The sequence below is a fragment of the Chimaeribacter sp. YP20170169 genome (assembly GCF_056739715.1).
In genome coordinates this window covers 22,382-47,485 of sequence record NZ_CP176827.1, presented here as the reverse complement: position 1 = coordinate 47,485, position 25,104 = coordinate 22,382, and the positions used below count along the sequence as shown (strand labels likewise).

Sequence of the window (25,104 nt, the reverse complement as noted above, 5' to 3'; positions counted from 1 at the left end):
TGAGGTTATTAATTTGTCTCAACAAGAAATTAAGCGTGAAAATGGGGAGTTAGGCCATTTCGCCTGGTGCCTTCTGGTGGCGTTAAAATTAGCGCAGCAGTCAGGAAAAGTTACTAACAAAACCAGTGAGCATCTGTTTGTTATGGGGTGGCTGGCTAACGCGCAGAAGTACAAGTTATTTTCGCGGGCTGTGGCCTCAGATATTTTGTGGCTACAAAGTGAAGGCAAGAAAAAGGGTGCCAAGGCCAATCTCATTGGCAACGCAGATTATTGGTGGAAAATTCACTCAGGGCAGGTGGCGAATCAGGATGACCTGTTCCGCCTGACCTACTTTATTGAACGGGCACAACAGGCTGGCTGGCAGAGCGAACTGGTCGATGACAAAGACTGGATAGATGAGAGTTACTCTTACCCCAAAAAACAGACGGTCTATATGCGTAAAATGGATCTCATCCATGCCTATGATGACAATATGAAGCGCCTGCAACCCGTCGAGATGCGGTTTACAGGCAACGTAGTGGCTCTTTTACCGGCATTAGCCCAGGCATATCTTCACCATACGCAACCTGTTGAAGTCGGTCATTACATGCAAATTGCGATTGTGGACTGAGCCTTATAGGTCTGACAGGGCACCGGCTGCCATACAGGGCGCCCTGGCTCCCCCTATCAGGGACTATATGGAATAGATTCGGGAACGAGGTAGAGCGCCTCTGCCGCTGAATGCCTTAGCCACAAATAACCACTTACCACCAACGCCGCGAATAACATTGTACCTATCACTACATACTTCCTTGGCATCTGACCCCAAAATAAAGCATAAAATTCATAAAAATAAGCAAAAACATTGATCATAACAGGCTAAAACCGCACTTCAAAATCTGGCTTTTGGCAGATCTGTCCAGCGGGTAGTGTAGGCAGGTGACAGCATTTCACGTTTCATCTGCCAGCTGGGTTCAATGCCCTGTCCCGCAAACCAGACCCGTCCAAGACCCGTATGGTTGATTTTATCGACCACGTGCATCAGGGCTTCGCTATTTGGCCGGGGAGCATGGGCGTCGAACAGGTGCAGCTGGGCCACGCCGCTGGGCGAGAAGTCGTTGAGCATCACGCCGGCTTTGGCATAGTGAAAACCAGGGCGCCACAGACGATCCAGAATACGCTGGGCGGCCGCCACAATATCGCGTGTATCCTGGGTAGCGGTCAGTAATTTTTCGGTGCCGGCATTGCCGTATTGCGGCTCATCAGCATAGGGAGAGGTACGAACAAACACGGTAATGTGCCGGCAGAACTGTTTCTCCTCACGCAGTTTCTCTGCGGCACGCTCGGCATAGCGGCAGATTGCCTGCCGCATGTCATGCTCCTGTGTAATGCGCCGGCCAAAAGAACGCGAACAGACAATTTGCTGCTTGGCAGGGGCATGGTCTTCCAGGGCAATACAGGATTCGCCACGCAGCTCCCGCACGGTACGCTCCATGACGACACCGAAATGCCGGCGAGCAAATCCTGTATCCAGGTCGGCTAATTGCAGGGCCGAGTGAACCCCCATGCTTTTTAGCGTCCTGGAGAGCCTGCGGCCTATTCCCCAGACGTCTTCCACATCAAGCAGGGACAATAGTTTGCGGATGCGCAATGGATCAGTCAGTGCCACAACACCTCGCGTCGCCGGCCAAGTCTTAGCAGCATGATTGCAGGCTTTAGCAAGGGTTTTGCTGGGTGCGCAGCCCACGCCCACGGTCAGGCCGGTATGGGCATACACCTGCTCGCGTACCAGGCGGCCAAATGCCTCATAGGGGAAGCTGGCCTCTATCCCCGTGACATCCATCCAGGCTTCATCGATTGAATACACCTCCACTTTCGGCGCCAGCGACTCCAACACTGACATGACGCGCGCGCTTAAGTCTGCATTTATGTGGAATAGAAATTCAACACGAGACTTAAATCTTTCTGAGAGGATGTACACTACAAATTTGTACATTAATTATACAGGACTTATCCCCCGTTTTTGTGGATAAGGCAGAGGGCATATGTACCGACCGGCTGCAAAAACACGCCCGGGTTTTTACGATATTTAATACAGGGGGATGTCAGTTTAAAAAAGCCTGAACAGGGACGCGGCATTTCCCTTCTGGCTGTATAGCGGGCAGTCCGGATAAGAACGGTGATTTTTACCACCCTGACGCCGGGTGTATGTATCAAAAATCACCGGCTGGAATGAGACAGGCGGTACTTTCCGGAAGCTGCGACTGGACAGCTTCCATTTGCTGTCACGCTGCCATTTTCCGGCATTCTTCAGCACAGCGGTAACAGGCTTCAGCACATTTCTTACAGTGCTCGTGCTCATGTTTCGCGCACTCATCACCGCATTTCTGGCATGCTTCTGCGCAAACCTTACAAATCTGAGCAGCGAATTCACTGTCCATTGTCATCAGCTCAGCTGCCAGGCGGCAGATGCTGGCGCACTGCATGTCCGCCCGGATGCATTCGCGCATCATCTCAATATTTTCTTCTTTCAGGCAGGACGTTGCGCAGTAGTCACAGGTTGCAGCGCAGATATAACAGGCCTCAATGCAGTTGCGGTATTGTTCAGACATAATTTCTTCCCGTAATCGTTAAGTGCAAAGAAGTGGTAAGCATGGAACAAAATGTTGATTGCTGCAAAAGCGTTTTATACAGACGGTAACAGGAGAGGGGTGAAACAGGGTTTTAAAAAGAAGCCCGCCACAGTCAGACGGGCTGGCTGATGACAGCCTCAACAAAGTTTTTCAGATAACTCAGTGTAATGAGGGTTAATGCACAACACATTCTGTAACAACAGTAACCAGGACAAAATCCGGGTGATTTTTGCCCGCGTTTTTTCAGCTAAGGCTACGGGCTGTCATCTGCGTTTATTTATCTTCCTGCATCATCTTGCGGTGCGTTTCAATAATGTTCTGATGTGCGGCAGAACTGCTGTTATTCATGCTCTGATGTGCCTGAATCGCCAGCTCATGTTCATTCATGGAGGCCGCCGGGGCTTTCTTGTTCATGCAGCAGGGCATGTCCATGGGGGCTGGTTGAGCCTGAGCGGCTGAAACGGACAGAAGGACCGCAGCGGCGGCAAGCATAATCTTTTTCATTCATAATTCCTTACGTTTAAAGGATAAAAATAGCAGTTAATTCTGGACCAGGACCTTACCGGCCTCAGTGACTTTCATCGTATCTGAAAAAAAACAACGTGAACGAAAATGACAAAAATGTAATTCAAAAACAGCAGGTTCTAACATGACATAAATGTAATCAAGTCGGGGTTCCTGTTGTGTTAGCTTGCCGGTAACAAAAATAAAGTTCCTGACCGGACTGCATTATTAATACTTCCGGTGTGGAGAAATTTTCTCCCGGGATGATCTGCATTTTTCCGGAGCACAGTTATGCAGCTTAAAAGTTCACGACGCAATTTTATCAAAGGGATCGCAGCAGCCAGCGTTGCTGGCGGTCTTGGTATAAAGACGTTCAATGCTTTCTCGGCGGTAAGTCTGGTACAGCCCCACATGCTTACCGGTAATGATTTCGACCTGTTTATCGCCGAAACGCCACTTAATATCACCGGCAACATCCGTTATGCCAAAACCATCAATAGCGGCCTGCCGGGGCCCCTGCTGCGCTGGAAAGAAGGTGATACTGTCACGCTGCGGGTTAAAAACCGTCTGAAAGAAACAACCTCCATTCACTGGCATGGCATTATTCTGCCAGCCAACATGGATGGCGTTCAGTGATGCTGCCAACTTACTGATTTAGTGTATGATGGTGTTTTTGAGGTGCTCCAGTGGCTTCTGTTTCTATCAGCTGTCCCTCCTGTTCAGCTACAGACGGGGTGGTGCGTAACGGTAAAAGTACTGCCGGTCATCAGCGCTATCTCTGCTCTCACTGCCGTAAAACATGGCAGTTACAGTTCACATACACAGCCTCTCAACCCGGTACGCACCAGAAAATCATTGATATGGCCATGAATGGCGTTGGATGCCGGGCAACCGCCCGCATTATGGGCGTTGGCCTCAACACGATTTTACGTCACTTAAAAAACTCAGGCCGCAGTCGGTAACCTCGCGCATACAGCCGGGCAGTGACGTCATCGTCTGCGCGGAAATGGACGAACAGTGGGGCTACGTCGGGGCTAAATCGCGCCAGCGCTGGCTGTTTTACACGTATGACAGGCTCCGGAAGACGGTTGTTGCGCACGTATTCGGTGAACGCACTATGGCGACGCTGGGGCGTCTTATGAGCCTGCTGTCACCCTTTGACGTGGTGATATGGATGACGGATGGCTGGCCGCTGTATGAATCCCGCCTGAAGGGAAAGCTGCACGTAATCAGCAAGCGATATACGCAGCGAATTGAGCGGCATAACCTGAATCTGAGGCAGCATCTGGCAAGGCTGGGAAGGAAGTCGCTGTCGTTCTCAAAATCGGTGGAGCTGCATGATAAAGTCATCGGGCATTATCTGAACATAAAACACTATCAATAAGTTGGGACCATTACCCACCCTGAAATCTGATCGGAATTATTCCCTGACGAGAAGCCCTGCGCGCAAATTTATTTTTTCAAACTAGACTTTTAATAAAATCATTTACAACACAGGAATCAGTCTGATGAGGAAAAAATTATTTTTTTGTGCGGTATCTGCTTCCCTGTTTTTAATACAGCCAGCAACGGCTAATACCAAACCAGAAGTTGTCGCCAGTATTAACCCTCCCTATCCGGATCCATCCGGCATTGCGGTTAGCTCCAGTAATCGAGTGTTTTTAGGTTTTCCCCGACATGCGGATAACCATAACTGGTATTCATTGGCAGAAGTCAAAGGCAATAAGCTGGTGCCTTATCCTGATAATACGTTAGGTCTGAAAAATAAACAGGATTATGACCACTGGCTTGTTTCACCTCATGGCATGTATATGGATAAAAATGACGTGCTCTGGGTGCTTGATGACGGCAAGATTGCCGGAAATAAAGAGATACCTGAGGGAGCGGCTAAAGTTGTCGCTATCGACACAAAAAGCAATAAGGTTATTCATAATATTGTCATTCATAAGCCGGTCCTGAATTCAGGTTCTCATTATAATGATTTGCGTGTGGATTTAACACATGGCGATCAGGGGGAAATCTATATTGCAAATTCAGGGTTTGAACAACATTATTCACTGGTGATTATTGATATCGCTTCAGGAAAGCAGAGGGAAGTCCTGACAAACCACTATTCGACCTCTCCTGAGCCGGGATATATCGCTTTTCTTGAAGGTCAGCCCCACCAATATGATTTTAACCACCAAAGCTTTCCTTTGGGAGGCGCAGATGGCGTAAGTTTGAGTCCTGACAGTAAAAAACTGTACTGGACAGTATTAAACGGGCGCAACCTTTACAGTATTGATACCGCGGTGTTGAGTGATTTTTCTAAAAATGAAAAGGCTATTGAGGCTGCTGTTCATTTCGAAGGCCAGCATCCTGCTAATGATGGATTGGCGGAAGATTCCGCCGGTAATCTTTACTTTGGCGCTTATGAACAGCAGTCCCTGATTAAAAGAGATGCAAAGGGAAACTATAGTTTGCTTTCTCATGATGAAAAAAACTATGTATGGCCTGACGGGCTGGCTTACAAAAACGGTTTTCTTTATGCGACCTTAGGGCAATGGAATCGACTGGCAGAGCTTAATGATGGCAAGGATCTGAGACGTCCCCCTTATTTGGTTGTTAAAGTGAAAGTCCAATAAAAACTCAGGCTTCATGAAAAAATGAGGCCTGGGTAATGACTTTGATCATGTTATAAAATTATGCGTCGGGACATTGCCGAATCAGCGTGCGGGATGGCCAGCTGCGTTCGCTTGATAAGCGAGACCTCAAGGTCATCCGCTATGGCGTGTCTGCTGTCGCATCCCTGATTGCTGAAGGCGTTCGCGTCGCTGCGTTTCTGTCAGGTCACATGCTTTCGGCAGAGAAATGGCGAGTATCCCGGCAATGATCAGCGAAGCGGCAAGCGCGCAGATTGCCACATTTTGACCATAGAGATAGAGCATTATGCCCACCAGATAAGGGCCGCAGAATCCGCCGAGGTTGCCGAGACCGTTGATTACGCCGCGTGCGCTACCAGCCACTTCGGGAGTCGCAATCCTTCCCGGAATGGACCAGAACGGACTGGTTGCCGCCTTGAGGAAAAAGCCGCAAATCACCAGAGCAATATAAGCTGCGATAATATGGTTGCGCAGTATAACGGAGGCCAGCAAGGCTGCGGCGAAGCAGAATAACGACGCCATTATCCATACACGCCGCTTCCCGCTACGATCGCTGAACAAGGAAATCAGCCAGATACCGGCAATCGTCGCCACGAAAGGCAGCACAGCCAGCACACCGACCCCCGCCATATTGGCGCCAGTCAGATTTTTTAAGATACTCGGGAGCCACAGGGTGTAGCCATAATCGCCCGTCTGGTAAAAAAAGTTTAGCGCTACCAGCTTCATCAGGCCTTTGTTACGGAATACATCTTTCAGCGGCGCACGGCTTACCGGTTGCTGATCGCGCCGCGCTTCGCGCTCGCGTTGCAGTTCGCGAATCAGGTATTCGCGCTCGCGCTCCGGGAGCCAGCGTGCCTCTTCAGGCCGATCGCTGATGACCAGCCACCACACCAGCAGCACCGCGGCAGAAAGCAATCCCTCGATAATAAATAGCCAGCGCCAGTCGAAGGCGTTGATAATCCAGCCGGATATCGGCGCAGTAAACATGCCACCCAGCGGCGCAAACATCATGACAAACGCGTTGGCACGGCCCAGCTCTTTTTCCGGAAACCAGTTGCTGACCATGGTCAGCACCACGGGCAGCATGCCGCCTTCAGACACGCCAAGAATAAAGCGCAGCGCCAGCAGTTGATAATGATTAGTGACGAAGCCGGTCGCAATCGAGACCGCCATCCAGGCGGCAAGCGACCAGGCGATAAAACGTTTACCACTGCCGTTTACCGCAATCCGGCCGCCGGGCACCTGCAAAAACAGATAACCGATAAAGAAGATGCCGCTGGCGATACCCGCCATCTGGCTGCTTATCGCCAAATCCTGTTCCATTCCTCCGGGCAAAGCGAAACTGATATTTACCCGATCCATAAAAGAAACAATACATGTAATCAGAATGGGGGCAATGACACGTAACCACCGAGTCCCCGGTATTTTATTATCCATACAGCGCCCTCTGTGAATTTACGGAACGTACGGCGCTAACGATGTTGGTAACAACATCGTGAGTGCCTGAATAAAAATGAATGCGGGATTAAACAGCGTTGGGTAAGGGGCGCCCTTTAAAAAACGCGTCGACATTAGCAAAAACGACATCGCTCATTTTTTGACGTGTTTCCGCTGTCGCGCTGCCGACGTGTGGTTGCAATATCACATTATCCAGCGCGATAAGCGCTTCAGGGACATGAGGTTCTTCTTCGAAGACGTCTAACGCGGCGCCAGCAATGGCTTTACGCTGCAACGCCTGAATCAGGGCGTTTTCATCTACCAGCGTTCCGCGAGCGATATTGACCAACCAGGCGTGCGCCGGCATCGCCTCAAGAACCGAGGCATCGATCAGTCCACGGTTTGCCGCGCCGCCGGAGGCGGCGACGATCAGGAAATCATTTTCCCGCGCCAGGGTGTAAATGTCCCCGCACCGGGTATAGGGAAGCTCCGGTTTCGGCGTACAACTGATATAGGATACCGACATATCAAACGCCGTCGCGCGTTGAGCGATCGCGCGGCCGATATTGCCCATGCCCACGATGCCGACTCGCTTGCCGCTGACCTGGGTGCCGAGCGCGGGAGCTTGCCTGAGCCACTGGCCTTCACGTACGAAGCGATCGCCGAGACACAGGCGCCGTGCGCCGCTCAGCAGCAGTCCCATCGCCATGTCAGCAACATCGTTAGTCAGCACGCCGGAAGTGATGGTGACGGCAATATTCGCTTTGCGAGCATAATCAAGGTCAACGGCGTCAGTACCTACGCCGAAGATCGCAATCAGCCCGATCTGCGGTAATTGTTCCAGTACGGCATTGCTGATACCGACATCGCCACGCGTGACAACGGCCTGAACGCGCGTCCCCTCGGCGGCAAGCCAGGCCAGCGGTTCATCCTGTTCATACAGACGATGCACCTCAAAGGCGGAGCTGAGACGGTCAAGCAGAGAATCGAGCACCGGGGCAATCAGTAAAATATTCGGGCGGGCTTGTTGCGTCATGAGCGTTCCTTTAATCATTCCGTTACCTGAGATGGATACTATTAAAGGCGTTCTGACGTATTTTTTTGTGATAAATATCACATGAAAAAGTGTTAAGAAACTCTGTTACTGATGGCGTGATCGTGACGGCGATTCGGCTATATCGGGTGACACATTTCAGATGGTAGCGCCCATCGACAGACGATAATGCAAATCGACCTGCTCGATGGTGGGTTGTTGATGGATCTTTTTAATGAGAATTTCTGTGGCGACCTTGCCCATTTCGAAGCGCGGCGTGACCACGCTGGCCAATTGCGGCGTTGTTACCTGCCCGATTTCCAGCCCGTGAAAACCTGCGATCGCCATTTGATCGGGGACAAGAATGCCTGCGGCGCGACACTCCTGCAATACGCCAACGGCCAGATCATCATTGGTACAGAGAATGCCATCCATATTGGGATAGATCTGCCGCGCCAGAGTCATCATGCCTGTACCGATGGAAACCGAAGAAATTTTATTCGGCGCTATGCGCCCCGCTGGGAGTCCGGCCGCCGTCATGGCTTCGCAATAGCCTGCATAGCGTTGTTCATCACGCGTATCGGACATCGAACCAAAATAGATAATGTGTTTTTTACCGCTGGCCAGCAGCATATTCGTCATATCCAGACCGGCGCGGTGATTATTGAAGCCTACGCTGATGCGTCCGGGCGTCTGAGTCAGGCCCATCACTTCCGCAATCGGGATGCCTGCAGCTTTCAGATATTTTTCTGCGCGCACCGTATGCACGGATTCAGTCAGAAGCAATGCCTTAATATTAAAAGCCAATACCGTAGCGATCTTTTCTTCTTCGCGCTGGCGATCGTAATCGTAATTTACCACCAGCGTCTGATAACCCTGTACGCGGGTAACGGATTCCACACCTGCCAGCAAATCGGCAAAAATCTGATTATGAAAGGAAGGAATAAGCACGCCGATGCGGGGCAGGGTATTGCCGATCATGGCGAAATTATCGGCGTCAGGCTGGTAGCCAACCTCCGCAATCACTTTCGCGATATGTTCCGCCGTTTCCGCCTTTACTTTTTCCGGCGTGCGTAAATAGCGACTAACCGTCATTTTTGTTACGCCCGCCAGCGTAGCGATATCATGTAACGTTATGCGTTGCATTTTCATTATTCATGTCCGTCAGACGGCGATTCCATCACATTATTATGCCTGCCGGCAGAGGGAAAAGGAATTATTCGCCGATACCGGATCCGCCCATTTCGGCTGCCTGACCTGCCACAGTTCACAACAAAGGTAACCGGGTTTTGTAACACGGATTAGAGTGACGTCCGTCACAGTTTTATACGCCATAAAACCGTGATATAGGCGTTATGAATGGCAAAACAAGGCAGGTTTGTTGATGAACGATCTTTTCAGCTTAAACAACAAACGGATATTGATAACCGGCGCCGCCCAGGGCATTGGTTTCATTATGGCCCGTGGTCTGGCGCAACAGGGGGCAGAAATCATCATCAACGGCACGCATGCAGAGCGGGCAGAAAAGGCTGCCATGCGATTACGCGATGAAGGTTTCAAAGCCCATACTTCTCTGTTTGACGTTGCCGATGCCCGTGCGGTGGAACAGGCGGTTGCGGATATTGAAAATAACATAGGCCCGATTGATGTGTTATTTAACAATGCCGGCATTCAACGCCGCCATCCTTTTACCGAATTTCCGCTTGATGAGTGGAACGATATTATTGCAACCAACCAGACCGGCGTATTCATCGTCTCGCAATGCGTGGCAAAAAAAATGGCTGCGCGCAAAAAGGGCAAAATTGTCAATATCTGTTCAATGCAAAGCGAACTGGGTCGGGATACCATTACGCCTTACGCGGCGGCAAAAGGTGCGGTAAAAATGCTGACGCGCGGCATGTGCGTGGAGCTGGCGCGTCATAATATCCAGGTTAACGGTATCGCCCCGGGCTATTTCCGCACGCCGATGACCCAGGCGTTAGCAGACAATAAAGAATTCACCGACTGGTTATGCAAGCGTACCCCTGCCGCGCGTTGGGGCAATCCTGAAGAACTGGTGGGTGCGGCGGTGTTTCTTTCGTCAAAAGCGTCCGATTTCGTTAACGGGCATCTGTTGTTCGTCGATGGCGGCATGCTGGCGGCGGTATAACAGGGAGGATCTGGCTATGGCAGTACCATGTATCATTTTAATGGGCGTATCCGGCACCGGAAAAACCTCCGTAGGCATGGCGCTCGCCAGGGCGCTGAATGCGAAATTCCTTGACGGCGACGACCTTCATCCGCGTGAAAATATCCTGAAAATGGCTGCCGGACAGGCGCTGAACGATGAGGATCGTCTGCCCTGGCTCACGCGTATTTCCGACGTGATTTTTAGCCTGGGCCAGAAAAACGAAGCGGGTGTTCTGGTCTGTTCCGCACTGAAGAAACGCTATCGCGATACGCTGCGCGCGGGCAATGCGCATGTGCGTTTTATCTGGTTGCAGGGTGATTATCAGTTTGTATTGAACCGCATGCGGCAACGACAGGGCCATTTTATGCCGGAGGCGCTTCTGCAAAGCCAGTTTGCTACGCTGGAAGTCCCTGGCGAAGAGGAAGGCGATGTTATCCCGGTCGATATTTCACCTGCTCTTTCCCATATCGTTTCACACTGCATCAGCCTGGTCAGCGCCGCGCCAGCGCAGATGACAAAAGTCGCGTCCTGATTGCCTGTTTTTATACGGGCGCATCGCATCCGCGTTCCGCCCGCTTCCCGCAATGCCATCATCCGCTCTGTGCCGATGCACAGAGCGGATTGACGCCTGCAATCATCCATTGTCTCGGGCTATCCGACGTCGGCGCCGCCAGGTTAATCCTGCGCATACCGCAAGCAGAATGACGATCAACGCCACTATGCCCGGCATAATCCACGGTTGCGCCCTGGCCAGCAGCGGCGGGTGGCCGCCCTGACGCACCCAGGCAACGTCACCTGCACTCACGGTGACCTCTGGATTACCGTAATGCGCCAGCACGAAATTACTGATATCAGCGACCTGCGCATCGCTCAGCTTGTCAACATAAGAGGGTGAGCTGAAGCCCGGCATCAGTACCTGACCCGCGGCGGTGTTGCGCTGCACGCCAAACAGAATAGCGGCAATCAGATTGGCTGGGTTATGCATGCCCGTCGCGGTATTGTGGAACAGCGAAGGGTAAGCCTGATTAGCGCTGCCGGCTCCGTCTGGCTGATGACAGCTGGCGCAGTTGCCGCTGAACAGTGCCGCGCCATTCGTCAGTGAGTGATTGGCGTTATTGGCGTTACGTCCGCGTATGCTGTTCTCCACATCCGCTGGTTTGCCAAAGCTGTAGGCGGGTTGCGTGTCGCCTTCGTCACGGATTGGCGTCGTGCTTTTAAGATAAACCGCTATCGCTTTCAAATCGCTGTCGGACAGATACTGCAGGCTATGCTCCACCGCTTCGGCCATGCCGCCCGCCGCCTGGTTTTTGCCCTCAGCCCGGCCGGTCTTAAGGTATTGAACCAGCTCATCGTTACGCCAGCCACCGATTCCGCTTATCGCATCGGATGTGATGTTAGGCGCGTACCAGCTGCCGATCGGCGCACCAGCCAGCGGCCGGTTGCCTGCCTCCTGCATCAATACTCCGCGCGGCGTATGACAGGTGTTACAGTGCGCAAGGCCGTTAACCAGATAGTTACCCCGATTCCACTCAGCACTCTGGCTGTCATCGCTCAGGTAAGGCTTATCGTCCGCAAACATCAGGTTCCAGAAGAACATGCTGAAGCGCAGGTTAAAGGGGAAAGGCAGGCTGGTTTGTCGGTTTTTCTGCTCAACCGGCTTCACGCCATGCATAAAGTAGTAATAGAGCGCATGCAAATCTTCATCCGTGATCTTGCTGTAAGAGGTGTAAGGCATCGCGGGATAGAGCTGCGCGCCGTCAGCGCGTACGCCATGGCGTACCGCCTGCGAAAATTCAGCTTCGCTGTAAGGCCCGATGCCGTCGGCAGAAGGGGTGATATTGGTGGAATAGATCACACCCATCGGCGAGGCGATCGCATAACCGCCGCTGAAGGCGGTTGCACTGCCCGGAGCGGTGTGGCATGCCTGACAATCCGAAGCAATGGCGACCTGTTCCCCCTGGCGCAACAATGTCAGATCGGTCTGCTCTGCCGGAGCGCTTAACGTCAACGCTGCCATGAGTGACGTTGCCATCAACAGCTGTTTCATGCGTCCCCCTTCATGCGCAGGCTGATGTCATGAGCGGCCTTCAGCCCCAGCGCCGCCATGGTCAGCGTACTGTTCACCACGCTGGCGGAGGGGATGGCGCCTCCCCCGGGCAGCCAGAGATTTTCATGGTCAAATGCCCGACAATTGCCGTCCACAACCGCCTCTTTTGCATTTTCCCCCATGATAACCCCACCCATAATGTGGTTATTGGCATTCAGGCCTTGACTGATAGTGAATTCTTTGGCGTCAAACAGCTGCCCGATATGCTCCAGCTGCGCGTGAGAAGCTTCCGCGCCCTTACGGACATAATCACCCACGTCGTAATAAATATCGGGACAGGGCAAGCCATGCGGATCTTTACGGGTTTTGCTCAGCGTCAGACGGTTTTCCGGATCGGGCAGCGGTTCCAGACTGATGGAGAGATCCACGCTATGGACTGCGCGGTAGCGAATCTCCTCATCCAGTGCTTTGCCGACCAGGCCTTTTTTCATCGCCTGTTGCGTTGCGGTGACCACACGGGAAATATTGTTGAGGATCACTTTGTTCGCGGAGTAGTCGCGTCGGAAGTCGCCGTCACGGTAGCCGACCATACAGCTGCTCTGCGCCGGACCTCTGCCCAGCCAGACCGGTTCTTTCGTCAGAAACGAACAGTGGAAGCCGGAGTGGTCCATCATGTTACGGCCAACCATATCGGAAGCGTTGGCGATACCGTTGGGATTAGCGTCATTCGCCGCCATCAGCAACAGACGCGGCGTCTCGATGCCATTGCAGGCCAGCGCGAAGGCTTTCGCCGTGGCTTTATGCGAAGCGCCAGAGGTATCCAGCCAGTGAACCGCGGTGATACGGTTATTGCTGTCGGTGTCCATTTTATAAACCACCGCCTCCGCCAGCACCACCGCGCCATTGCGTTCGGCGCGTTCAACATGATGGATGCCGTTATACATCGCACCGATCGGGCAAATGGGCTGACAATTGTTATTGCCGCAACAGGTAGGGCGTCCTTCCCACGGGCGAGTGCTTCGCCCTTGCGGAATCGGTACCAGGTTATAGCCATGCGGGTTTACCACGCTGGCAAAATAATTATCGCCGTGGGCAAAAGGCACCATATCCATCGGATAAGGCTGGCTGCGCTCCGTGGGTGATTGTCTGGCGGGATCGTTTGGCCCTGCGACGCCAATCTCGTTTTCAGCCTTGCAATACCAGGGTTCCAGCTCGTCATAGCCTATCGGCCAGTCGCGGCCCACGCCGTATTTCGACTGCATGACAAAATCGCTTGGATGATGTCGCCAGCAGGAGGCTGCCCAGTGCCAGGTCGTGCCGCCTACCGTGCGCAGGTAGCCTTGTTGAAAACTGTCAGCATTGGGACCCGTCACGTTGACATAGTTGTTACGCGGGAAATAGAGCGGTGCCGGAGCAAATTTTGACTGAGGATATAATCCCTGAAAGTCGGAGCCTGCGCGGTTTGCGAACGGCATATTGCGCCAGTTTTCCACGGCCTGCGCGCGATCGATACGCAGGCCGGCTTCCAGCACCAGTACCGAATATCCCTGACTGACCAGTTCGTTGGCCATCATACCGCCAACAATACCGGAACCCACGATCACAATATCTGCCGAAGCATCGCCTTGCGCAGTAAACACTGGTTTTTTCATGATTTTTAGTACTTTTAAATGAATCAGAGATTTTCAATCAGGCTGGGATTTTCAGCGGGAACGGGCGCGGTCCACCAGATGGGGCCATTGCCGCAGTATGTCGGCACGATCAAACCATCGCTCACGGTCTGGTACATCAGCGCCTGCTTATACGCAACTAAGGTGCCGTGATAATCGTCGCCCACCGTGCCGGTATACCAGGCGACCACGATCTGGTAGAGAAAATCATGCAGGCCTGCCTGCGTCGCTTTATTCAGCAGTTGCTGCGCGCTGTCGTCCGGGCTTTGCAGTTGCGCAAGATGCGACAGACGGGCAGCGAAGTGTTTATCCCGCGCGGCAAAAGCGTCAAAAAACCGTGCTGCCAGTACGCTGTCGATCTGCTTATGCTCGGTGATGGTGCGGGAAAGAGCGATAAAAGCCGTGACGGGATCGCTGGCGCGCGCCACGCTGGCCGCGAACGCATTACCTGACAGTGAAGCGAATGCGCCAGCCAGAGTCAGCCTGGCCGTTGCCAGCAGAAATTCCCTTCGTGTGGAACCGGTTCCATTTTTAGGCGAAAAAATTACGTCGGGTTCGATTTTTAGATTCATGGATTTTTCTTGCGTAAACCAGATAGTGGGGGAATGTGATCCAAGTCACGCACCCTAACATCAATATTAATTTTTTGCTATCGTCATATGAGCTATATGTATAGGTGGTAATGGTCCCAACTTATTGATAGTGTTTTATGTTCAGATAATGCCCGATGACTTTATCATGCAGCTCCACCGATTTTGAGAACGACAGCGACTTCCTTCCCAGCCTTGCCAGATGCTGCCTCAGATTCAGGTTATGCCGCTCAATTCGCTGCGTATATCGCTTGCTGATTACGTGCAGCTTTCCCTTCAGGCGGGATTCATACAGCGGCCAGCCATCCGTCATCCATATCACCACGTCAAAGGGTGACAGCAGGCTCATAAGACGCCCCAGCGTCGCCATAGTGCGTTCACCGAATACGTGCGCAACAACCGTCTTCCGGAGCCTGTCATACGTGTAAAACAGCCAGCGCTGGCGCGATTTAGCCCCGACGTAGCCCCACTGTTCGTCCATTTCCGCGCAGACGATGACGTCACTGCCCGGCTGTATGCGCGAGGTTACCGACTGCGGCCTGAGTTTTTTAAGTGACGTAAAATCGTGTTGAGGCCAACGCCCATAATGCGGGCGGTTGCCCGGCATCCAACGCCATTCATGGCCATATCAATGATTTTCTGGTGCGTACCGGGTTGAGAGGCTGTGTATGTGAACTGTAACTGCCATGTTTTACGGCAGTGAGAGCAGAGATAGCGCTGATGACCGGCAGTACTTTTACCGTTACGCACCACCCCGTCTGTAGCTGAACAGGAGGGACAGCTGATAGAAACAGAAGCCACTGGAGCACCTCAAAAACACCATCATACACTAAATCAGTAAGTTGGCAGCATCACCCACTTTTAGTGTATGTCCGCTTTGTGCCAGAAGCGGACGTTTCCAACATCTGCATATACCAATCCGTGGAGAACAGCCCTCTCTACATAGCCATGCAGAGGCTTCGGAATCATCAAGGGTATTTTCCGGGGTTCCGACAGTGAAAGGGGCCGGAAACCGCCCGGAAGCGGCAGAAGCGCGCTGAGGAGTTCTCAGGAAGTGCGAGCAAGAACTCTTATGTTAAATGCAGCGATGTAGCGGCGAAACTGATCGCGCCGTCAGGCGGCAGCCGGTAGAGGCCTATTCGGGCGGTGAACATAACCGGCCCGCCATCATCAAGGCTGTCCAGATAGTTGCGTCGCATCTTTTCGCTGATACCGGCTCCACACTACATTAGGTGATGATCGTATTTGCGCAGGGCTACGGCGGGAACGCCGGTGACATTTTCGGGAAACTCGCTTCTGCACTGCACTCCTGCCCCGCCAAGCGGCTAGCCTCCATTAATATTTCGGTGGCGTCAGAAACGCTCATTACTTCCAAGAATACGGGCACCGAACAGGGGCGGCTTAAGGCCGCATAGTCGCCTGAGCGTACAGCACGACAACGTATGGAAACGTTCCTGTCGCTGCCCTGATCTTTTGCAGGTATCGGACCGCAGCTACGGGTTAAGCGGCTTCAGTTATGCGTTAACAAAGTCGTCGCTGGCATAGTCTCTTCTCATCCTGTGCATGTGGACGTGCCGTGCGACGTCAGGAGGATCGTCAAACTGTTCGTGCATTTCTTCCTGCCACACTCCCAGCTGGCACGCACGCTCGAACAGGAGTGGGTCAGAAGCGCATGAATTTCCCACAGTTGCTGCCTGTCCACCATAACCCAGTACAGACGAGCCTAGCCAGTCCGTGGCGAATAAACCGATTCTTATTACGTAAAAGCGTCAAGAACATATTGCTCTTGAAAACCAGTATTAAATTCAGCTAAAACGGTTTAGCTTATGTGAAACAGAAGAAGAAGGTGAAAAATGAAAAGAGTATGGGTGTTAGGTGATGCCGTGATTGATTTACTGCCGGAAGAAGGTCTGTTGTTGCGTCAGTGTCCGGGTGGCGCACCGGCAAACGTTGCGGTTGGCATTGCCAGGCTTGGCGGCGACAGTGCGTTTATCGGTTGTGTCGGCAATGATCCTTTCGGCAAATGCCTTCAAGAAGTGCTGGCGGTGGAACAGGTTGATACCGCCTTTTTGTGCCTGCTGGCTGAACAGCGTACCTCAACGGTGCTGATTGGGTTAGATGAGAACGGTGAGCGCAGCTTTACCTTTATGGTCCGCCCCAGCGCCGATCTGTTTATCACGGCACAGCATTTGCCGCCGTTTGCTGAGGGCGAAATCCTGCATTTTTGCTCGATTGCACTCTCTGCTGAGCCGTCACGCAGCACGGTATTTACCGCCATCGATCGCATTCACCAGGCTGGCGGCTTCGTCAGCTTCGACCCCAATATACGCGAAGATATGTGGGAGAATACGCAGATATTGCATAAGGTTATTAGCCGGGCGCTGGCGCTGGCCGACGTGATAAAACTCTCGTTGGAGGAGTTATGGCTGCTCACCGGCAATGAAAAAACGCAAGAGGCGATCGCGTTGTTTACACAACGCTATCACCCGGCGCTGCTGCTTATCACCCAAGGGAAAGCAGGCGTGATGGTGTGGCAGCAGGGGCAACTCAGCCATTTCACTGCCCCTGCCGTTACGCCGGTTGACACCACTGGCGCAGGAGATGCCTTCGTTGCAGGGTTGTTAACCGGGTTAATGAGTGCAGAACACCCCCTTACTACACCGCTGCCGGAACAGATCATCCAGCTTGCCCAGCACTGCGGCGCTTTGGCTACCACGGCCAAAGGTGCAATGACAGCGCTACCCAAACGTGGCTCCCCAGCTCTGAAAAACGTTATGCCTGTCACAAATAAACGCTCCTACCTCTAAATCTGATTGAAAACCTCCGTTGGGATTAAATACTCTCTTTGCAAAACCGGTTTAGCAAAGTGAAATCCCTATGGAGAATAATAATGATAAGGAAGAACGTGTTGGCGCTGGCTGTTGTAGCCGCGATAATGCCGCAGTCTGCTTTTGCTGCGGCTGACTTGACGGAGATTGAACAGCGTCTGGCCTTGTTGGAAGCCAGGTTGGAAAAAGCGGAAAGGCGGGCAGATAACGCGGAACACCGTGCCCATTTGGCTGAAGAACGCGTAGCGTCGCTCAGCCGGTCAGCGACACCGGCCCAGCCCATGCCCTCTGACGCTACACTGGCTGCACGCACTACCGAGGTAGTGCCACCGGCTGACCCGAAACTGGGCGATGAGGAGAAGCTCATCGATGGGTTTGAATTCCATGGTTATGCCCGCTCCGGGGTGATCATGAACGACTCCGCTGCCGGTACCCAAAGCGGCCCCTATCTCTCTCCGGCCGGTGAAACCGGCGGGGCGGTCGGGCGTTTAGGCAATGAAAACAATACCTATGTTGAACTCAACCTCGAACAAAAAACCCGGCTGGCAAACGGCGCTACCACGCGCTTTAAAGTCATGCTCGCTGACGGCCAGCAAAGTTATAACGACTGGACGGCCGACACTAGTGACCTGAATATCCGACAGGCGTTTGTCGAATTAGGCAGCCTGCCCACCTTTAACGGTGCCTTTGGTAATGCCACCCTGTGGGCCGGTAAACGTTTTGACCGTGACAACTTTGATATCCACTGGCTCGATTCGGATGTGGTTTTCCTCGCGGGGACTGGCGGCGGTATCTATGACGTGACATGGTCAGATAATGTCAAAAGTAACTTTTCCCTCTATGGCCGTAATTTCGGTGATATCGAAACGATTGATAACAGCATCGAAAACTACATCGTGACCGCCAACACCTTCAACGGCCCGCTGCAATTTATGTTGAGCGGCCTGCGCGCCAAAGATAATGATATCCGTACCAACTCCGCACGCCGCACATCGCAGGCCGGCGACAGAGGCGTTCACACCATGCTGGCCTGGCATGGTGATAATTTTTACGGTTTCCGAGACGGAACGGCGAAAGCGGCACTGTTGTATGGGCACGGCCTGGGTGCGGAGGTAAAAGGCATCGGCTCTGACGGCAATCTTACGGAACAGGCGAATACCTGGCGCGTCGCCACTTATGGCATAACCTCCCTCAGCCCACATTGGCACTTGGCCCCGGCGCTGCTGGCCCAGCAGAGTAAAGATCGCTACATCAACGGCGATGGCTACCGCTGGCTCACCCTGAACGTCCGCCTGATGCAGGACATCACGGAAAACTTCATGCTGGCCTATGAAGGCAGCTACCAGTATATGGATTTGCGCCCTATGGGCTTCAAAGATAGGCAGGACGTCAGCGGCGGGTTCTATAAGCTTACCTTTGCCCCGACCTTTAAAGTCGGAGATATAGGCAATTTCCTGAGCCGCCCGGAAATACGCTTTTTTGCCAGCTGGATGGACTGGGATGCGTCGCTTGATCGTTACGCCAGCGATGATGCCTTTGGATCCGGCGGGTTTACGGCCGGCGGCGAGTGGAACGTTGGCATCCAGATGGAAACCTGGTTCTGATTAAACATGTTCGACAGTAATTAAGGGAAGACTATGGATGTGAATAAAGTCGCCAGGCAGCTTTTGCCGCTGCTTGGTGGGAAAGAGAATATTGCGTCGGCGGCACACTGCGCCACGCGCCTGCGGCTGGTCCTCAATGACGATGCATTGGCCGATAAAAAAGCGATTGGCGATCTTGAGGGAGTGAAAGGCTGTTTCCAGAATGCTGGCCAGATGCAGATTATTTTCGGCACCGGGTTAGTCAATAAAGTTCATGCTGCGTTTATCCAAGAAGTGGGGATCAGTGAGTCATCCAAAAGTGAGGCCGCCAGCGCGGCCGCCCGCAAACTGAACCCGGCCCAACGGATTGCCCGCCTATTGTCCAACATTTTTGTGCCTATTATTCCAGCCATTGTTGCCTCCGGCGTGCTCATGGGGCTGCTGGGGATGCTGAAAACCTATGGCTGGGTAGACCCCAAAAGCGCGTTGTTCGTGATGTTGGACATGTTCAGCTCGTCCGCCTTTATCATCCTGCCGATTCTGATCGGGTTTACGGCCGCCAAAGAATTCGGCGGTAACCCGTACTTGGGCGCCACCCTGGGTGGCATCCTCACGCACCCGGCACTGACCAATGCCTGGGGCGTGGCCGATGGGTTCCAGACGATGAATCTCTTCGGGCTGGATATTGCGATGATCGGCTACCAGGGCACCGTCTTTCCGGTGCTGTTGACCGTCTGGTTTATGAGCTGGGTGGAGAAGCAGTTACGCCGCGTGATCCCGAATGCCCTGGATATCATCCTCACTCCCTTTATGACGGTGATAATCTCAGGCTTTGTTGCGATGCTGGTCATCGGCCCGGCCGGGCGGGCATTGGGCGATGGCATCTCCTTTATCTTGAGTACTCTGATTGCCCATGCTGGCTGGCTGGCCGGGCTGCTGTTCGGCGGGCTCTATTCAGTGATAGTGATTTCCGGCGTGCATCACAGCTTCCATGCTATCGAAGCCGGTCTGTTGGGTAACCCTTCCATCGGCGTGAATTTCCTGCTGCCAATCTGGTCAATGGCGAACATCGCCCAGGCAGGCGCCTGCCTCGCTGTCTGGTTTAAAACCCGCGATGTTAAAACCCGTAGCGTGGTGCTGCCCTCCGCCTTGTCCGGCATGTTAGGGATTACCGAGGCGGCTATTTTCGGCATAAATTTGCGGTTTATGAAACCCTTTATTGCGGGCATTATCGGCGGGGCGGCGGGCGGCGCGTATGTCGTGATCACCCACGTCAGCATGACGGCAGTCGGGCTGACTGCGCTACCCGGCCTGGCGATTGTGCAGGCCAGTGCGTTGCTGAATTACATCATCGGCATGGTTATCGCCTTCGGCATCGCCTTTATCTTATCGCTGCTGCTTAAATACCGGGTTGAGGAGAAAGCATGAGGGAAAATGTGTTGTTAAAAAAAGCGCTGAAAAATGTGGTCAGTGCCGCGCCCAAGGTCAGACAGGACCCTTATCGCCCCGGCTGGCACCTCTCACCCGCGGCGGGATTACTGAATGACCCTAACGGGTTTATCCAGTTTGACGGCCGGTATCATCTTTTTTACCAATGGAACCCGCTGGCCTGCGCGCACGGTGCAAAATGGTGGGGGCACTGGAGCTCAGACGATCTGACCCACTGGCAGCATGAACCGGTCGCATTGCTGCCAGGGGAGGTCTATGACGTTAACGGCTGTTATTCAGGGTCAGCGGTGAACGATAACGGCACCTTGAGCCTGCTCTACACTGGGAATGTCAAATTGCCGGACTCCCGGACGGCATGGCAATGTCTGGCGACCGTCCGGCCGGACGGCGAAGTGACCAAAGCCGGCCCGGTCATTGGCTTGCCTGACGGCTACACCGGGCATGTGCGCGATCCCAAAGTCTGGCGTCATGGCCCTTATTGGTACATGGTGTTAGGGGCGCAAGACCTACAGGAACAGGGGAAAGTGCTGCTTTACCGGGGCGAAACTTTAAGGCAATGGACATTGTTAGGCGAAATTGCCGGCAGTCGCCTGAACGGGCTGGGCGAGTTTGGGTACATGTGGGAATGCCCGGATCTGTTTGCGCTCGATGGGCAGGATGTGCTGTTGGTCTGCCCCCAGAGCTTAGTCGCGAAAGAACAGAGCTGGCTTAATACACACCAGAGCGGCTATTTCGTTGGCCGGCTGGATTATGAACACGCTGATTTCACTCATGGCGATTTTCATGAACTCGATCTGGGGTTTGAATTTTATGCGCCTCAGACCACCCTCAGTGATGATGGCCGCAGGCTGTTGTTCGGCTGGGTAGGCGTGCCAGATGAGGATGAATTTTACCAGCCCACCGCAGAGTATGGCTGGATGCATATGATGAGCTGTCCGCGGGTGCTGCATTTGATTAACGGGAAAATTATCCAGCAGCCGGTAAAAGAACTTCAGTCACTCCGTGGCGAACACACCTGGCAACAGGGGCGCGCTGATGACCTGGCCCCGCTTACGATCACGCAGGCCGAGCTGGTTATCGCCTCCCAAGGCGAGTGGCAAGCTAACCTGGCCGGGGCGTTAATCCTGACCTGCACGGCACAGGGGGTAACTCTCCGCCGGATCAATTGCCGTACCGGTGAGCCGGAAACGCGTTACTGGTCCGGGCAGGTGAAACACCTGCATATCTTGTGCGATCATTCGATCGCAGAGATTTTCATCAACCACGGTGAGGCGACCATGACCAGCCGGTATTTCCCTGCCGCTGAACAGCGTATTCATTGGCAAGGGCGGGGGCAACTGACCGTGGAACACTGGCAACTCGAATCGAGCATGGTAGTATAAGCCTCTGTGTTCATTCAGGCTTGCTTACACGTGGATAAACCCAAGCGCGTCACTATCAAAGATATTGCCCAAATGGCGGGGGTATCTAAATCAACCGCCAGTATTGTTCTCAGTGGCCGCGGCAAAGAACTTCGCGTCTCAGAGTCCACGCAAGAACGGGTAATGAATGTGGCGCGCATGGCCAATTATCAGCCAAGCATTCACGCCAGATCGCTGACATCCAGCCGGAGCCACACGCTCGGGTTGGTCGTCCCTGAAATGACCAACCAGGGCTTTGCCACTTTTTCTCATGCCCTTGAAACCTTGTGCCGTGATTCTGGTTTGCAACTGCTGATCGCCTGTACGGATGAAAATACCAGTCAGGAAACGCTTGCCGTGAATAACCTCATTCAACGTCAGGTGGACGGCATTATTGTGGCCTCAAGTATGCTCAATGACACCGAGTATCAACGCATCAATAAACAACTCCCGGTGGTACTTTTTGACAGGCATCTAGGGGAATCAAGTTTGCCGTTAGTGATCACAGAATCAATCGAGCCGACTGCCCGGCTAGTGGAAGCGCTGGCTGAGGGCGTCAGTGAGTTTTATTTTATTGGCGGGCAACCTCGGATCTCCCCCACGCGCGATCGCCTAGCCGGTTATCGCCTTGGGCTGGAGCGGGCAGGACTGGCGGTGAAACCTGAATGGATTAACCACGGGCACTATAACGCCAGTTCCGGCTATGAGATGTTTGCAGATTTAGTGATGTACCTCGGCCGGTTACCAGAAGCGCTGTTTTGCTCCGCCTGTGGATTACAGGAGGGGGTGCTCCGATATCTTTCTCAGCACAAGCTGCTCAACGCAGAAATAAAGCTGTGCAGCTTTGACGACCATTATCTCTATGATGCGCTTTCCGTAAAAATTGATACAGTGGTGCAGGATAACCGGCAATTGGCCTGGAACTGTTTTGAAATGATTAACCAACTTATTGAAGGCATCCCCCCTCAGCAGCCACAGCGTTATTTACCCGCCAGTATCCGGAAACGGCATTGATTTTCTTCATGCCGTAGGAAGCATCCTACCCTTCAATAAAATCAAGCGTTCCGGCAGAGCGCACAGAACACCTTTATTCTTGCAAAAAAACCTTAAATCCTTTCTGGTTATCACATTTTAACCTTGTGGCACAGTGCGACTGAAATAGCCCCGATGAATACGGACAGCGCGCCGACAGCTCCTGACATTTTCAAAACAAACTCCTTAATGTGATTACAGGCTCTGATACAGGGTGAAAAACAAGCCAGTTTAGCCGCTTATGAACTCACAGCAAGTGAAGCTGCTGGACGAATATCTCTCTTTCTTGCCCTCAGTATATGTAAAAACTGATTGTCCTCTTTTTGCTCAAAACGGACCTTTACCTTACCGGCAGGCCGGCGGCAGCTATGGCGAGCATGGCCTTAGCCCGGCTTTCACCCCTGATGAGCGGCCTACGTCACGCCGGGCAGGCTTACGCAGCGCCAGGCACTGATCCTATTGCGCGTTCTCATCTCCCCCTCAGAACGCCAGTTTATCGGCCGCCTCGCGCAGACGCGTGTCCCCGCGCCGGTCATATTTCTGGGTGGTGGTGACGCTGGCATGGCCCATCGCATCGCGCACCGTCAGCAGATCTTCCCCGTTCTCCAGCATCATGGAGGCAAAGGTGCGGCGCAGATCGTGGGGCGCGCACCCCGCAATGCCGCTTTCCGCCCGGCGCTGCCCAAGAATGTGGTAGACGGCCTGCGGGGTCAGGCGCTGTAACGTGACATCGTCACCGGCGCGGATCCGGGTAAACAGCGGCCCGGCGCCTTCGCCGCGCACGGTGTCGGTCCAGCACCGGACCCGCTGCCAGACCGCCGCCGGCATAAACGCCAGCCGCTCTTTGTTGCCCTTGCCCCGCACCCGCAGCGCCTGCGCCTCGGGCAGCACGCTGTCCGTGTCCAGCGCAATCACTTCGGCGCGGCGCAGGCCGCAGCCGAGCATCACCGCCAGCATCGCCGCATCGCGCGGGCCTTTGCAGCTTGTATCCTGCTCACAGCAGGTAAACAGCGCGCGGATCTCCTCCGCGGCCAGCGCCCGCCCCCGCGGCAGCCGACTGCCGCGCACCGCCCGCAGGGCCAGGATCTGCTGGTAGCTGTCGGTGTCCATCTGCTTCATCATCCACGCCTCGCGCGCGGTGCCTTTCAGGGCCGACAGGTAGGTGTTGACGGTGGCCGGCGCCCTTCCGCCGTCCGGACAGTTACAGGTTGGCACAACTAAAAAAGACAAGGTCGAGATCGTCCGGCTAATGCAGGAAAAAGGGCTGTTTATCGTGCGTGGCGGTGTGGAAATGGCTGCCAGAGTGCTCGGCGTAACCCGGTACACTGTTTACAACTATCTCGATGAAATAAAAAAGACCCCACAGCCCTGAAGACCGCCCATGGTTGGCATACCCAGAGGAATATTGACGCCTGGAGTTACGCCGTTGACCGGTGCATCCTGAATGCTGCCGACAGGAACCTGCCAGCGGGTTTTACCCGTGGTCAAGTCGATGGCCATCATTGAGCCGAAAGGTGGCTTGAAACAAGGCACACCCAGCGGAGACATAAACATTACACGCTGTACGCTCCATGGGGTTCCCTCCTGCTTCGAGTATTCCCTTCGGTGCTGGCGCGCAGCCCCTGTTTTTCTGCTTCTTCCTAGACGACGATCCGGGGTAGCACAGTGAATATGCTGGGAGATGGGGTTAAAAACGCGCGGCCTGCGCGGGTGCCGAGATCTGATAAATGAGCCACAAAGCGAAAGTCGGAAGAAGCACTCCCTGAAGAGATACATTTCAATATTGATGTAAAATCATATATTTATATAAACTTTACGCCTGTAAGTCTGGGCGATAGACATTTCCAGATCTTCCTATGAGCAGTTAATGCATCAGGAGGGGCTGTGTATCGGGCGGCCATTATTCAGACTAGCGCATACCCAGCTGCAGAAAAGGTGGGGGCACTTGTGTATATACGAGAGGAATACACGGATGCAAAGGTAGGCGCATCCATCGCGTGTAATGAGCCATTGAAAAAAGTGCCAGTAGACGGCCGTAATGCGCGATGCATCTCGACTTCTGCGTCGCGACTTTAGCCCGGCCGGTCCCCGATGATTGGCCCATACC

21 protein-coding genes and 3 pseudogenes are annotated in these 25,104 nt (G+C 53.4%); 12 read left to right on the top strand and 12 right to left on the bottom strand.

The window, feature by feature from the left end:
• Positions 1–13 precede the first annotated feature (13 nt).
• Positions 14–610 (top strand): DUF2913 family protein, encoded by a 597-nt coding sequence (locus ACK3SD_RS20750; RefSeq protein WP_481128058.1) that lies wholly within the window; start codon positions 14–16, stop codon positions 608–610.
• A gap of 261 nt (positions 611–871) precedes the next feature.
• On the opposite strand, the pseudogene umuC reads toward ACK3SD_RS20750, so the two are convergent.
• The 3 genes and pseudogenes from umuC to ACK3SD_RS20735 all read right to left on the bottom strand — a co-directional run.
• Positions 872–1,915 (bottom strand): annotated as a pseudogene (gene umuC, locus ACK3SD_RS20745) (translesion error-prone DNA polymerase V subunit UmuC); the annotation flags it as partial.
• Positions 1,916–2,264: 349 nt separating this feature from the next.
• Positions 2,265–2,591 carry a four-helix bundle copper-binding protein gene (locus ACK3SD_RS20740; RefSeq protein ID WP_033755879.1) on the bottom strand — a complete coding sequence of 109 codons (327 nt, stop codon included), beginning with the start codon at positions 2,589–2,591 and terminating at the stop codon, positions 2,265–2,267.
• A 294-nt stretch (positions 2,592–2,885) separates the two neighbouring features.
• Positions 2,886–3,116, bottom strand: a complete 231-nt coding sequence (locus ACK3SD_RS20735; protein ID WP_052246553.1) for a hypothetical protein — start codon at positions 3,114–3,116, stop codon at positions 2,886–2,888.
• Between the two features lie 291 nt (positions 3,117–3,407).
• Between ACK3SD_RS20735 and ACK3SD_RS20730 the strand changes: the two are divergent.
• From ACK3SD_RS20730 to ACK3SD_RS20720, 3 genes and pseudogenes are all read left to right on the top strand, one after another.
• A pseudogene (locus ACK3SD_RS20730) lies at positions 3,408–3,746 on the top strand (multicopper oxidase domain-containing protein); the annotation flags it as partial.
• Positions 3,747–3,802: 56 nt separating this feature from the next.
• Positions 3,803–4,500 (top strand): IS1-like element IS1A family transposase gene (locus ACK3SD_RS20725; RefSeq protein WP_481128057.1). Its coding sequence is split into 2 segments (ribosomal slippage): positions 3,803–4,052 and positions 4,052–4,500, totalling 699 coding nucleotides; the frame shifts between segments, so codons are not numbered across the junction.
• Between the two features lie 124 nt (positions 4,501–4,624).
• Positions 4,625–5,740, top strand: a complete 1,116-nt coding sequence (locus ACK3SD_RS20720; RefSeq protein ID WP_038627233.1) for an L-dopachrome tautomerase-related protein — start codon at positions 4,625–4,627, stop codon at positions 5,738–5,740.
• 132 nt (positions 5,741–5,872) lie between these two features.
• Here the strand turns inward: ACK3SD_RS20720 and ACK3SD_RS20715 are convergent, their stop codons facing one another.
• From ACK3SD_RS20715 to ACK3SD_RS20705, 3 genes are all read right to left on the bottom strand, one after another.
• A complete protein-coding gene (locus ACK3SD_RS20715; protein ID WP_038627231.1) occupies positions 5,873–7,195 on the bottom strand; it encodes an MFS transporter in 1,323 nt (440 codons plus the stop codon).
• An 88-nt stretch (positions 7,196–7,283) separates the two neighbouring features.
• Positions 7,284–8,231 (bottom strand): 2-hydroxyacid dehydrogenase, encoded by a 948-nt coding sequence (locus tag ACK3SD_RS20710; protein WP_038627229.1) that lies wholly within the window; start codon positions 8,229–8,231, stop codon positions 7,284–7,286.
• 156 nt (positions 8,232–8,387) lie between these two features.
• Positions 8,388–9,380 carry a LacI family DNA-binding transcriptional regulator gene (locus ACK3SD_RS20705; protein ID WP_481128056.1) on the bottom strand — a complete coding sequence of 331 codons (993 nt, stop codon included), beginning with the start codon at positions 9,378–9,380 and terminating at the stop codon, positions 8,388–8,390.
• 232 nt (positions 9,381–9,612) lie between these two features.
• On the opposite strand from ACK3SD_RS20705, the gene idnO reads away from it, so the two are divergent.
• Positions 9,613–10,377: a gluconate 5-dehydrogenase gene (gene idnO, locus ACK3SD_RS20700; RefSeq protein WP_102046934.1), complete on the top strand. Its 765-nt coding sequence runs from the start codon at positions 9,613–9,615 to the stop codon at positions 10,375–10,377.
• Positions 10,378–10,393: 16 nt separating this feature from the next.
• Entirely contained in the window at positions 10,394–10,930 is a 537-nt protein-coding gene (locus ACK3SD_RS20695; RefSeq protein WP_038627223.1) for a gluconokinase, read from the top strand.
• A 102-nt stretch (positions 10,931–11,032) separates the two neighbouring features.
• Here the strand turns inward: ACK3SD_RS20695 and ACK3SD_RS20690 are convergent, their stop codons facing one another.
• From ACK3SD_RS20690 to ACK3SD_RS20675, 4 genes are all read right to left on the bottom strand, one after another.
• Entirely contained in the window at positions 11,033–12,445 is a 1,413-nt protein-coding gene (locus ACK3SD_RS20690; RefSeq protein WP_038627221.1) for a cytochrome c, read from the bottom strand.
• Positions 12,442–14,097, bottom strand: a complete 1,656-nt coding sequence (locus tag ACK3SD_RS20685) for a GMC family oxidoreductase (protein WP_481128099.1) — start codon at positions 14,095–14,097, stop codon at positions 12,442–12,444. Before ACK3SD_RS20685 ends, ACK3SD_RS20690 begins: the two co-directional genes overlap by 4 nt.
• A gap of 23 nt (positions 14,098–14,120) precedes the next feature.
• Complete coding sequence (locus tag ACK3SD_RS20680; RefSeq protein ID WP_048783522.1) at positions 14,121–14,687, bottom strand: sugar dehydrogenase complex small subunit; 567 nt, start codon at positions 14,685–14,687, stop codon at positions 14,121–14,123.
• Between the two features lie 121 nt (positions 14,688–14,808).
• Positions 14,809–15,506, bottom strand: a protein-coding gene (locus ACK3SD_RS20675; protein ID WP_481128057.1) for an IS1-like element IS1A family transposase whose coding sequence is annotated in 2 segments (ribosomal slippage) — positions 14,809–15,257 and positions 15,257–15,506 — 699 coding nt in all. Because the reading frame shifts where the segments join, the coding sequence is not laid out codon by codon here.
• A 1,052-nt stretch (positions 15,507–16,558) separates the two neighbouring features.
• Here ACK3SD_RS20675 and ACK3SD_RS20670 point away from each other — a divergent pair.
• The 5 genes from ACK3SD_RS20670 to ACK3SD_RS20650 all read left to right on the top strand — a co-directional run bounded on the left by ACK3SD_RS20670 (position 16,559) and on the right by ACK3SD_RS20650 (position 22,979).
• Entirely contained in the window at positions 16,559–17,512 is a 954-nt protein-coding gene (locus ACK3SD_RS20670) for an aminoimidazole riboside kinase (RefSeq protein WP_481128098.1), read from the top strand.
• Positions 17,513–17,595: 83 nt separating this feature from the next.
• Positions 17,596–19,137: a carbohydrate porin gene (locus ACK3SD_RS20665; protein ID WP_481128097.1), complete on the top strand. Its 1,542-nt coding sequence runs from the start codon at positions 17,596–17,598 to the stop codon at positions 19,135–19,137.
• A gap of 33 nt (positions 19,138–19,170) precedes the next feature.
• Positions 19,171–20,544, top strand: coding sequence for a sucrose-specific PTS transporter subunit IIBC (locus ACK3SD_RS20660; protein WP_481128096.1), 1,374 nt, complete (start codon positions 19,171–19,173; stop codon positions 20,542–20,544).
• Entirely contained in the window at positions 20,541–21,947 is a 1,407-nt protein-coding gene (locus ACK3SD_RS20655; protein WP_481128095.1) for a sucrose-6-phosphate hydrolase, read from the top strand. The genes ACK3SD_RS20660 and ACK3SD_RS20655 overlap by 4 nt, the downstream gene beginning before the upstream one ends.
• A 30-nt stretch (positions 21,948–21,977) precedes the next feature.
• Entirely contained in the window at positions 21,978–22,979 is a 1,002-nt protein-coding gene (locus ACK3SD_RS20650; protein WP_481128094.1) for a LacI family DNA-binding transcriptional regulator, read from the top strand.
• Positions 22,980–23,477: 498 nt separating this feature from the next.
• On the opposite strand, the pseudogene ACK3SD_RS20645 reads toward ACK3SD_RS20650, so the two are convergent.
• A pseudogene (locus ACK3SD_RS20645) lies at positions 23,478–24,185 on the bottom strand (tyrosine-type recombinase/integrase); the annotation flags it as partial.
• 61 nt (positions 24,186–24,246) lie between these two features.
• Between ACK3SD_RS20645 and ACK3SD_RS20640 the strand changes: the two are divergent.
• Positions 24,247–24,369 (top strand): helix-turn-helix domain-containing protein, encoded by a 123-nt coding sequence (locus ACK3SD_RS20640; RefSeq protein WP_481128093.1) that lies wholly within the window; start codon positions 24,247–24,249, stop codon positions 24,367–24,369.
• Here ACK3SD_RS20640 and ACK3SD_RS20635 read toward each other — a convergent pair.
• A complete protein-coding gene (locus ACK3SD_RS20635) occupies positions 24,333–24,773 on the bottom strand; it encodes a hypothetical protein (RefSeq protein WP_481128092.1) in 441 nt (146 codons plus the stop codon). The two genes, ACK3SD_RS20640 and ACK3SD_RS20635, sit on opposite strands and share 37 nt — an antisense overlap.
• Between the last annotated feature and the right edge of the window lie 331 nt (positions 24,774–25,104).

Bases quoted from the DNA above. Each gene is read 5' to 3' on its own strand.
- ACK3SD_RS20740 (WP_033755879.1), bottom strand. From the start codon at position 2,591: ATGTCTGAACAATACCGCAACTGCATTGAGGCCTGTTATATCTGCGCT.
- ACK3SD_RS20735 (WP_052246553.1), bottom strand. From the start codon at position 3,116: ATGAAAAAGATTATGCTTGCCGCCGCTGCGGTCCTTCTGTCCGTTTCA.
- ACK3SD_RS20690 (WP_038627221.1), bottom strand. From the start codon at position 12,445: ATGAAACAGCTGTTGATGGCAACGTCACTCATGGCAGCGTTGACGTTA.
- ACK3SD_RS20665 (WP_481128097.1), top strand. From the start codon at position 17,596: ATGATAAGGAAGAACGTGTTGGCGCTGGCTGTTGTAGCCGCGATAATG.
- ACK3SD_RS20715 (WP_038627231.1), bottom strand. From the start codon at position 7,195: ATGGATAATAAAATACCGGGGACTCGGTGGTTACGTGTCATTGCCCCC.
- ACK3SD_RS20670 (WP_481128098.1), top strand. From the start codon at position 16,559: ATGAAAAGAGTATGGGTGTTAGGTGATGCCGTGATTGATTTACTGCCG.
- idnO (WP_102046934.1), top strand. From the start codon at position 9,613: ATGAACGATCTTTTCAGCTTAAACAACAAACGGATATTGATAACCGGC.
- ACK3SD_RS20695 (WP_038627223.1), top strand. From the start codon at position 10,394: ATGGCAGTACCATGTATCATTTTAATGGGCGTATCCGGCACCGGAAAA.
- ACK3SD_RS20655 (WP_481128095.1), top strand. From the start codon at position 20,541: ATGAGGGAAAATGTGTTGTTAAAAAAAGCGCTGAAAAATGTGGTCAGT.
- ACK3SD_RS20680 (WP_048783522.1), bottom strand. From the start codon at position 14,687: ATGAATCTAAAAATCGAACCCGACGTAATTTTTTCGCCTAAAAATGGA.
- ACK3SD_RS20720 (WP_038627233.1), top strand. From the start codon at position 4,625: ATGAGGAAAAAATTATTTTTTTGTGCGGTATCTGCTTCCCTGTTTTTA.
- ACK3SD_RS20635 (WP_481128092.1), bottom strand. From the start codon at position 24,773: ATGTATCTCTTCAGGGAGTGCTTCTTCCGACTTTCGCTTTGTGGCTCA.
- ACK3SD_RS20640 (WP_481128093.1), top strand. From the start codon at position 24,247: ATGCAGGAAAAAGGGCTGTTTATCGTGCGTGGCGGTGTGGAAATGGCT.
- ACK3SD_RS20660 (WP_481128096.1), top strand. From the start codon at position 19,171: ATGGATGTGAATAAAGTCGCCAGGCAGCTTTTGCCGCTGCTTGGTGGG.
- ACK3SD_RS20685 (WP_481128099.1), bottom strand. From the start codon at position 14,097: ATGAAAAAACCAGTGTTTACTGCGCAAGGCGATGCTTCGGCAGATATT.
- ACK3SD_RS20705 (WP_481128056.1), bottom strand. From the start codon at position 9,380: ATGAAAATGCAACGCATAACGTTACATGATATCGCTACGCTGGCGGGC.
- ACK3SD_RS20710 (WP_038627229.1), bottom strand. From the start codon at position 8,231: ATGACGCAACAAGCCCGCCCGAATATTTTACTGATTGCCCCGGTGCTC.